The sequence below is a fragment of the Thermodesulfovibrionales bacterium genome, from assembly GCA_026417875.1.
GTDB lineage: Bacteria > Nitrospirota > Thermodesulfovibrionia > Thermodesulfovibrionales > CALJEL01 > CALJEL01.
Window position 1 is genome coordinate 1 of sequence record JAOACK010000068.1, and the last position, 9,187, is coordinate 9,187.

At 36.9% G+C, this 9,187-nt stretch carries 11 protein-coding genes; 6 read left to right on the forward strand and 5 right to left on the reverse strand.

The features are described from left to right. Together N2257_09660 and N2257_09665 are read right to left on the reverse strand one after the other, a co-directional pair. On the reverse strand, positions 1-204 hold a 204-nt coding region (locus N2257_09660; GenBank protein MCX7794650.1), incomplete at its 3' end, for an aldehyde:ferredoxin oxidoreductase. Further along, positions 201-890 (reverse strand): 4Fe-4S dicluster domain-containing protein, encoded by a 690-nt coding sequence (locus tag N2257_09665; GenBank protein MCX7794651.1) that lies wholly within the window; start codon positions 888-890, stop codon positions 201-203. The genes N2257_09665 and N2257_09660, both read right to left, overlap by 4 nt. Before the next feature lie 150 nt (positions 891-1,040). On the opposite strand from N2257_09665, the gene N2257_09670 reads away from it, so the two are divergent. The 6 genes from N2257_09670 to N2257_09695 all read left to right on the forward strand — a co-directional run bounded on the left by N2257_09670 (position 1,041) and on the right by N2257_09695 (position 7,625). Next, complete coding sequence (locus N2257_09670) at positions 1,041-3,794, forward strand: DEAD/DEAH box helicase family protein (GenBank protein ID MCX7794652.1); 2,754 nt, start codon at positions 1,041-1,043, stop codon at positions 3,792-3,794. Between the two features lie 81 nt (positions 3,795-3,875). Continuing rightward, positions 3,876-4,139, forward strand: a complete 264-nt coding sequence (locus N2257_09675; GenBank protein ID MCX7794653.1) for an antitoxin — start codon at positions 3,876-3,878, stop codon at positions 4,137-4,139. 25 nt (positions 4,140-4,164) lie between these two features. After that, a complete protein-coding gene (locus N2257_09680) occupies positions 4,165-5,664 on the forward strand; it encodes a restriction endonuclease subunit S (protein ID MCX7794654.1) in 1,500 nt (499 codons plus the stop codon). Between the two features lie 44 nt (positions 5,665-5,708). Continuing rightward, entirely contained in the window at positions 5,709-5,942 is a 234-nt protein-coding gene (locus N2257_09685) for a type II toxin-antitoxin system HicB family antitoxin (protein ID MCX7794655.1), read from the forward strand. Continuing rightward, a complete protein-coding gene (locus tag N2257_09690; protein ID MCX7794656.1) occupies positions 5,935-6,159 on the forward strand; it encodes a type II toxin-antitoxin system HicA family toxin in 225 nt (74 codons plus the stop codon). The genes N2257_09685 and N2257_09690 overlap by 8 nt, the downstream gene beginning before the upstream one ends. 8 nt (positions 6,160-6,167) lie before the next feature. Next, positions 6,168-7,625, forward strand: a complete 1,458-nt coding sequence (locus N2257_09695; GenBank protein ID MCX7794657.1) for a type I restriction-modification system subunit M — start codon at positions 6,168-6,170, stop codon at positions 7,623-7,625. Positions 7,626-7,767: 142 nt separating this feature from the next. Here the strand turns inward: N2257_09695 and N2257_09700 are convergent, their stop codons facing one another. From N2257_09700 to N2257_09710, 3 genes are all read right to left on the reverse strand, one after another. Next, positions 7,768-8,172 (reverse strand): DUF4143 domain-containing protein, encoded by a 405-nt coding sequence (locus N2257_09700; protein MCX7794658.1) that lies wholly within the window; start codon positions 8,170-8,172, stop codon positions 7,768-7,770. A 25-nt stretch (positions 8,173-8,197) separates the two neighbouring features. After that, a complete protein-coding gene (locus N2257_09705; GenBank protein ID MCX7794659.1) occupies positions 8,198-8,788 on the reverse strand; it encodes an ATP-binding protein in 591 nt (196 codons plus the stop codon). A 244-nt stretch (positions 8,789-9,032) separates the two neighbouring features. Then, positions 9,033-9,179, reverse strand: coding sequence for a 4Fe-4S binding protein (locus tag N2257_09710; protein ID MCX7794660.1), 147 nt, complete (start codon positions 9,177-9,179; stop codon positions 9,033-9,035). Between the last annotated feature and the right edge of the window lie 8 nt (positions 9,180-9,187).

Here is a 9,187-nt window from a genome sequence, read left to right on the forward strand (position 1 = left end):
ACCTGTCATAAATATGAGCGGATTTTCATCGGCGAATGGGTCAACTCCTGGCTTTTTTAGGTGATCCCAGAGTATTTTTACTCCAACACCTCTTCCACCAACGAATTTAGCAAGGTCTTCTTCTGCAATTTCTCTTTTTTCAATCTTTCCATTTGTGAGGTTTATATAAAGTATCCTTCCATAGTATCCGCCAATTTTACTCATTTTACACCTCCTAAATCAGCTACTCCATACCATTGTTTAGACAAAGTTTTGGCTATTTTTTGAGGAGACTGTCCATAAAATCTTCTATTTGTGTTTACCTCTACCATTGATAAAGCATCAAAGGGACATTGTTTTACACATTGAGGGTCTCCTCCACAGAGATTGCACACTGCACGGGGTTTACCGGTTTTAGGGTCAAGCTCTAATACTGCAGTTCTTTTTTCTGCACAGGCTTTGGCACAGCTACCACAGGAAATACATCTTTCTAAATCTGTTTGAATGGTTAAGGTTTTATCATCTCTGTATATGGCTTTCCTTCCTGTTTTGGGCTCTGGGTTAACAGGACAGGCATTTACACAGGGTGCATCAGGACACATGGCACAGACATTGGGAATATCTACGTCAGGATTAAAACTATGGATACGAATTCTTGAATGAGTGGGATTTCCAAGTCCGGAAAGTCTTTCTCCATTAATGATTACAGGATTATTATAAGAAGAACATACTGCTTCACAGACTCTACAACCTGTACATTTAGAGTAGTCAACAACCACCATTTTAAGAGTTTTCTTCTGAGGGTCAGCCCAAGCAATTGAAAATACTCCATATTTTTGAGCCAAAACCAAAGCAGCACCAGCCCCAGCAGCCTTTAAAATCTCCCTTCTTGTAAATTTTCTCTCATTCATTTTTGCCTCCAAAGTTTGAAATCTATAATTAAATTATACACTTTAAATACTCAAGTTACATTAATTTTATCGAAAAAAAATTTACTAAAAAACATGAAATAGCCAACTATATGTTTTTATTATAATTTTCATATAAAATAAGTAAGTCCCATGACGCCAGAACAAGAAGCGAGAAAAAGAATTGATAGCCTCCTTGAAAAGGCTGGCTGGGTTGTTCAAGACTATCAGAGAATAAACCTTGGTATTTCCTTAGGTGTTGCTGTCCGAGAATTTCCTTTAAAGTCAGGTATTGCTGACTATTTACTTTTTGTAAACAGAGTTCCAGTGGGAGTGATTGAGGCAAAACCAGAGGGTACAACCTTAAGCGGAATTGCTGAGCAGACAGAAAAATACGCCACCAACTTACCTGATAATCTTCCTACTATATCAGAAACACTTCCCTTTGCCTATGAAAGCACTGGTATAGAGACATTTTTCAGAAATCTCAAAGACCCAGATCCCCGTTCAAGAAAGGTTTTTGCTTTTCACCAGCCCAAGACATTGCTTGAATGGTTTAATGAGGAGGAGACTCTGCGAAGTAAGCTTAAGAAAATGCCTCCTCTTATTCCTCATGGATTAAGGGACTGCCAGATTGAAGCAATCAAAAACCTTGAAAGGTCGCTTTCAGAGGACAGACCAAGGGCATTGATACAGATGGCATCTGGTGGGGGAAAGACTTTTACTGCTGTTAGCTTCATTTACAGGCTAATAAAGTTTGCAAAGGCAAGAAGAGTCCTTTTTCTTGTTGACAGAAGCAATCTTGGAAGACAGACAAGGAACGAGTTTCAACAATATATAACTCCTGATGATGGCAGAAAATTTACAGAACTCTATAACATCCAGCACCTTACCTCAAATACCCTTGACCCCGTAAGTCGTGTATGCATTACAACCATACAGAGACTTTACTCAATGCTCAAGGGAGAACCTGAATTTTCTACTGAACTTGAGGAAGTATCAGGATTTGAGTTATATCCACCTCAGATAGAGCCTAAGGAGGTATCTTATAATCCTCAGATACCTATAGAAACCTTTGATTTTATTGTTACAGATGAATGCCACAGGTCAATCTATCATATATGGCGGCAGGTTCTTGAGTATTTTGATGCATATATCATAGGACTTACTGCCACACCCTCAAAGCAGACACTGGGCTTTTTCAACCAGAATCTTGTAATGGAATACAGCCATGAAAGGGCAGTTGCAGATGGAGTAAATGTTGGATATGAGGTATATCGCATAAAAACAGAGATTACAGAAAGGGGAAGTAAGATTGAAGCAGGCTTTTATGTTGACAAAAGGGATAAACTCTCAAGACAGCTCAGGTGGGAGCAGATTGATGAAGACCTTGAATATGCTCCTTCACAATTAGACAAAGAAATTGTTGCACCAGACCAGATAAGGACAATAATAAAGACATTTAAAGAGAAACTATTTACAGAACTATTCCCGGGAAGGACCGAAGTTCCTAAAACTCTAATCTTTGCAAAGGATGACTCACATGCAGAGGACATTGTCCATATTGTAAGGGAGGAGTTTGGAAAGGGGAATGAGTTCTGCAAAAAGATTACATACCGCACAACAGGAGAAAAACCCGAAGACCTGATAGCAAGTTTCAGAAACTCTTATAATCCAAGAATTGCTGTAACAGTTGACATGATTTCTACAGGGACAGACATAAGACCACTTGAATGCCTAATTTTTATGAGGGATGTAAAATCCAGAGTATATTTTGAGCAGATGAAGGGCAGGGGCACGAGGGTTATCTCTCCAGACGATCTTCAGGCTGTCACACCAGATGCTATTCATAAAACGCATTTTATTATTGTGGATGCAGTTGGTGTATGTGAAAATGATAAGACAGACTCCCATCCCCTTGAAAGAAAAAGAAGCGTTCCCTTTGATAAGCTCATTCATTCAGTTGCTCTTGGCAATAGAGATGAAGATACCTTGAGTTCGTTGGTAGCCAGATTAAGTAAGCTTGATAGAGAACTTAATGAAAAGGACAGAAGGGAGATTGAAAAGGCAGCAGATGGAAAGCCTCTAAGAGAGATTATAAACAGGTTACTGGATGCTATGGACCCTGACAAAAGCTTTGAAAAGGCAAAAGAGAGCTTTAATACGGAAAATCCATCTCAAGAAGAGATAAAGAAAGCATCAGAGCATCTGATTAACGAGGCATGCAAACCCTTTGATAACCCTGACTTTAGAGAAATACTCATAACGATAAAAAAGAGGAATGAACAGATAATTGATACAATTAGCAAAGACAGAGTCATCCTTGCAGGATTTGATGAAACAGCAAAAGAAAAGGCAAGGACAATAATAGATACATTCAAGAGATTCATTGAAGATAACAAAGATGAACTCACAGCCATTGAACTCATATACAAAAAGCCATACGGAAGACGCCACATAACCTATGAAGAAATAAAAAGGCTTGCCGAGGCAATCCAGAAACCACCTTATTATCTGACAACTGACCTAATATGGCAGGCTTATGAACAGCTTGAAAAATCAAAGGTCAGAAAGGCAGGACCACAGAGACTTCTTACAGACATAATATCTCTGCTCCGATTTACACTCGGCATAACCGATGTTCTTACATCCTTTTCTGAGATTGTTGAGGAAAAATTTCAGGATTGGCTTAGAATACAGGAATTATCTGGGAAGATCTTTACACCAGAGCAACTTGAATGGCTTATCATGATAAAAGACCATATTGCCACATCATGCTCAGTAGAGATAGAGGATTTTGAATATGCACCCTTTTATGAAAAAGGTGGAATAATGCGATTTCATAATCTATTTGGCATGGAGTCAAATGAGATTTTGGAAGAATTAAATTTGGTATTAGTTGAATGAAATGGTTATTTAAAAATCATATTCTTGAAAATAAGTGAAATGTAGTATATATTTTTAGTATATATCATTATGGAGGTAAGTATGAAAAAATCAAAGCTTTTTAAGAATGGGCAGAGTCAGGCTGTGAAGCTCCCGAAAGAATTCAGATTAAAAGGAGAACATGTTTTTATAAAAAAGTATGGCAATAATTTAATACTCATTCCAGCTCAAAGTTCTTGGGATTCTCTGATAGCCAGTCTTGATAAATTTTCCGATGATTTCATGATTGATAGAATTCAAGATAGAGATGAAGATAAGGGAATTCTTAATATGAATTTTATATTTGATAAAAATCTCAAGGAATAAAAGGCTTTATTTTTTATTGATTAGAGTGAAGACAAAAAGAAATATAAAGGCTCCTAAAAGTTCAATGCCGCTTTTTGAATCTTTTCAAAGAGAAGATAGTAAATCTGAGGTTATTACCAATAATAAGCCTCTTCCTCAAGGCTGGGTTTTAGTGAAATTGGGGGAAGTATGTTTAGAACCTCAATATGGATGGACTACAAGTGCGAGTAAACGAGGAAAACTCCATCTATTGCGAACTTCAGATATTACCTCAGAAACTATTGAATGGGATTCTGTTCCGTTTTGTAAAGTAGAACCGCCAGACATAGAAAAATATATATTGAGAGACGGAGATATTGTTATTTCAAGGGCTGGTTCAGTCGGTTTTAGCCACCTTATTAAAAATCCAAAAAAGGCTATTTTTGCTTCTTATCTTATTCGTTTTAAGCCATTAATAAACGAACAATTTTTGGCATATTTTTTAAAAAGTCCTTCTTATTGGCAGTCTATTTCGGAAAAGAGTCTTGGTATTGCTATTCCTAATGTTAATGCCTCTAAGTTAAGACAAATTCCAATCCCTCTCCCTCCTTTATCAGAGCAAAAGAGAATTGTTGCAAAGATTGAGGAGTTGTTTACGAGGTTGGATGCAGGTGTGGAGGCTTTAAAGAAGGCAAAAACGCTAATAATGCGTTATCGTCAAGCAGTTTTAAAATATGCCTTTAATGGTAAGTTAACAGAAGAATGGCGGAATAATAGCAAATCATTGAAAGAGAATGAGAGAAAAAAAGCCAATTTAAATGAAGAGATTCTTCGCTTCGCTCAGAATGACAAAGAAAAAGAGGCTAACAATGACCTTCCCCATCTACCAGAGGGATGGAGATGGGTGAGATTGGGGGAAGTTGCAGAGATTAATCCCAAATTTAATGGAGATGATATTTCTGATGATATAGAAGTTACTTTTTTGCCAATGAAATGCGTTAAAGAATTAACAGGACATCTTGATCTAACCAATATTAAAAAATTGTCTGAGGTTAAAAAAGGATATACCTCTTTTGTTGATGGTGACGTGCTTTTTGCAAAAATTACACCATGTATGGAAAATGGTAAAGTTGCAATTGCATATAATTTAAGAAATAGTATAGGCTTTGGTTCTACCGAATTTCATGTAGTTAGGGTGGGCAAGTTGCTTTTAAACAAATTTTTGTTTTTCTTTTTTATCCGAGAAGATTTTAGAAAAGATGCTCAAAGGCATATGACTGGCTCAGCAGGACAGTTGAGAGTTCCAGTGAGTTATATGCAACAAATCTATATCCCCCTCCCTCCTCTTCCTGAACAGCATCAGATTGTTTCAGAAATTGAGCGGAGGTTTTCTGTGATTGAGCAGATTGAAAGGGTTGTTGACCAGAGCCTCAAGCAGGCTGACAGGCTTAGGCAGAGCATTTTAAAGAGAGCCTTTGAGGGTAAGCTCGTGCCTCAAGACCCCAATGACGAACCTGCAGAGAAATTATTGGAGAGGATAAAACAGAAGAAGGAAAAAAATAAATAGAGGTTAACCCTTCTGATATAATATAAAAAACGAGGAGGTGAAACATGAGGGTTTTAAACTATAGAATTTTTCTCAGAAAAGAGCCCGAAGGTGGTTACACAGTCACAGTTCCATCATTACCGGGTTGTATTACTTATGGTGAGACAATAGAGGAAGCAGTTAAGATGGCAAAAGAGGCAATTGAACTTTATATAGAAACTCTTGCTTCACACGGTGAAGAGATACCTATAGAAGATAGTATATTTGAAACTACTGTGGCTATAGAAGCCAATGCCTAAGCTACCCTCACTAACTCCTCAAGAAGTCATTAATATTCTTGAGAAAAAAGGCTATATACTTGAGAGAATAAAGGGAAGTCATCGGATATACCGACATCCTGAAACAAGGAAGATGGTAGTTATACCATATCATAAAAAGGATCTGCCAAAGGGTACACTTCTTGAAATATTAAAACAGGCGGGGATAACCAAGAAAGAAATAGAAAAGTTGACTTAGGAGATTATATGCCCAATGAGTCATCAACCATAGTACAGAGGATTTGGAACTACTGCCATGTTCTTAGAGACGATGGCGTTAGCTATGGAGATTATGTAGAACAGCTTACTTATTTACTATTTCTCAAGATGGCTGATGAGCAGGCAAGACCGCCTTTTAACAAGCCATCAATCATTCCGAAGGGTCTTGATTGGCAGAGTCTCATTGAGAAGGATGGAGACAGTCTTGAGGTTCACTATCGTCATATCCTTGAAAATCTGGGAAAAGAAAAGGGTATGCTCGGTGTGATATTTAGAAAGGCTCAGAATAAGATTCAAGACCCAGCAAAACTTAAAAGACTCATTGAACTTATTAATAATGAGACATGGACAGGGCTTGATATTGATGTAAAAGGTGAGATATACGAGGGATTGCTTCAGAAAAATGCAGAGGATGTAAAGGGTGGCGCAGGACAGTACTTTACTCCAAGACCCCTCATTAAAGCAATTGTAGAATGCATAAAACCTGAGCCAGGGCAGACAATCCATGACCCTGCCTGTGGAACCGGTGGCTTTTTGCTTGCTGCTCATGAGTATATCTCAACAAAATACAGACTGGACAAAGAACAGAAGAGATTTCTGAAATACAATACCTTTTCAGGAAAAGACATTGTTGACAGTGTTGTAAGGCTCTGTGTGATGAATCTCTATCTGCATGGCATAGGTGGAGAGGAAAGCCCTATCTCTACTGGTGATTCGCTTATATCTGATACAGGAGAGCGTTTTGACATTATTCTTACAAATCCTCCTTTTGGGAAGAAAAGCAGTATTACCATAGTAAATGGAGAGGGTAAGGCTGACAGGGAATCCCTCACCTATGAAAGACAGGACTTCTGGGCAACCACATCAAACAAACAATTGAATTTTTTACAACATGTAAAAACTATTACAAAGATTAATGGCAAGGTTGCCATAGTTGTGCCTGACAATGTGCTTTTTGAAGGAGGCGCTGGAGAGACAATCAGAAGAAAGTTGCTTGCTGAATGCGATGTCCATACACTTTTGAGACTTCCTACAGGCATATTCTACGCTCAGGGAGTAAAGGCAAATGTCCTTTTCTTTGATAGAAAACCTGCCAGCGAAAAACCCTGGACAGAGAAATTATGGATTTATGACCTGAGAACTAATATGCATTTTACACTTAAGACAAATCCCCTAAGATATGAACATCTTGAAGACTTTATAAGATGCTATAATCCTGAAAATAGAAGGAATAGAGAGGAAACAGAACGATTTAGGGCATTCACCTATGAAGAGTTGATTCAAAGGGATAAAGTAAGCCTTGATATATTCTGGCTTAAAGATGAAAGCCTTGAAGACTCAGAAAACCTTCCTTCTCCTGATGTAATTGCAAGGGAGATTTTAGAAAACCTTGAATCCGCCCTTGAAGAGTTTAACAGTATTTATGAGGAGTTGGATAGAAGATAATTTAAATAATTAGACTGGAAAAATTTAAATATCGGTATAAATTTAAGAATCTTTCCGTTAATAGTCTCTTTAACTTCTATATCCTTTGTTATCATAAAGAGCTTTGAACAGTTTATAATCTCTGAAACCTTAAGCAGAGCTCTTATTTCTCTTTTTTTGTATTGGGATCAGAAATATCCCAGCAAACCTGAATATGACTTAGAATATCTTTACCTGCCTTTATTACAAAATCTATCTCCCCTTTTCGCGGTTCTTTGAAGTAAAATATCTCCATTTCTGGTATTAATAACTTTTGTCCAAGCAGATGAAGATATACAAGATTTTCCGTATGTCTACCAATGTTTTCACTAAAAGAAAGCCCCATAACATTGGAAAGAGCTGTATCAATTGAATAAACCTTTCTTGGCGATTTTTCTATTTCCTTTACTTTATATGAAAATCTTTTAACAAAAGACAGTAAAAAGCAGTCTTCCAGATATCTTGAAAATTTGTCAACCGTATCCTTGCTAATCTCTAAAAATTTGCTAATAGATGTATTTGTAACCATTGCGGAAAAATTAGTCAGATAGAATCTAAGAAGTGACCTTATTTTTTCCAGATTTTCTTATCTTATGCCTTTTTATGAGATCTTTTTCAAGAATATCACTAATGTATGAAAGAAGAATCTCTCTCTTATTTGAGTTCAATACAACTTCTGGAAAGCCTCCAAATTCAATGTATTCTCTGAATAACGCTCTTAGCTTCAACTCATTGAGTTCCTCAAAGGATTTAAATTTAAGAAACTCTTCAAAGGATAGAGGCATTACATTTAGGTCAAGATGTCTTCCTGTAAGAAGTGTGGAGAGTTCTTTACCAAGGAGTTTTGCATTTGAGCCTGATATTATCACATATGCCTTTTTTAGCTCAAGTATTTTCAGAACCCATTTTTCCCAGTCCTCCACTTCCTGAATTTCATCAAGTAAGAGATAAACCTTGCCTTTTGGCTTGAGATATTCAATATAAGTTTGATAGAGTCTTTCAAGCATTTGTGGATTAAGTTCAGTAAAACGCGGGTCTTCTAAGTTTACCATCATAATAGAATTTGCATAAGTGCCATTACTCATCAAGCTTCTGGCAAATTGTCTCATTATATAAGTCTTACCAGCTCTCCTTGGTCCTGTGATTACAGCACAAAAACCGTCCTGGACTAAACTTTTTAACTTTTTAAATAGAATTCTCGCTTAATATCTGAATCTAATTCCTTACTCCAAAAATTCCAGTATTCAAGAATTTGTAGGATATCATTATCTTTCATTTGGCTGTTATAACACAATTATTAGCTAAAAAATAAAAATTTTGGCTAATAATTCAAAATTATTAGCCAAAATTCTAAAAAGGGTAGAAGGCAATCAAGTTATTTGTCAGTGTTCACACATTCTCTACCATCTCCCATACACCACATGGACAAATTCCTACGCAGAATCCACAGGCAATGCATTTGTTGTCATCTACCACATATTCATATCTTCCATCAGGTTTTTCCACTCTACTTATGGCACCCCAATAGCAGGTCATCTCACACA

Bases quoted from the DNA above. Each gene is read 5' to 3' on its own strand.
- N2257_09695 (MCX7794657.1), top strand. From the start codon at position 6,168: ATGCCCAATGAGTCATCAACCATAGTACAGAGGATTTGGAACTACTGC.
- N2257_09700 (MCX7794658.1), bottom strand. From the start codon at position 8,172: ATGGTTACAAATACATCTATTAGCAAATTTTTAGAGATTAGCAAGGAT.
- N2257_09670 (MCX7794652.1), top strand. From the start codon at position 1,041: ATGACGCCAGAACAAGAAGCGAGAAAAAGAATTGATAGCCTCCTTGAA.
- N2257_09665 (MCX7794651.1), bottom strand. From the start codon at position 890: ATGAATGAGAGAAAATTTACAAGAAGGGAGATTTTAAAGGCTGCTGGG.
- N2257_09690 (MCX7794656.1), top strand. From the start codon at position 5,935: ATGCCTAAGCTACCCTCACTAACTCCTCAAGAAGTCATTAATATTCTT.
- N2257_09710 (MCX7794660.1), bottom strand. From the start codon at position 9,179: ATGACCTGCTATTGGGGTGCCATAAGTAGAGTGGAAAAACCTGATGGA.
- N2257_09675 (MCX7794653.1), top strand. From the start codon at position 3,876: ATGAAAAAATCAAAGCTTTTTAAGAATGGGCAGAGTCAGGCTGTGAAG.
- N2257_09685 (MCX7794655.1), top strand. From the start codon at position 5,709: ATGAGGGTTTTAAACTATAGAATTTTTCTCAGAAAAGAGCCCGAAGGT.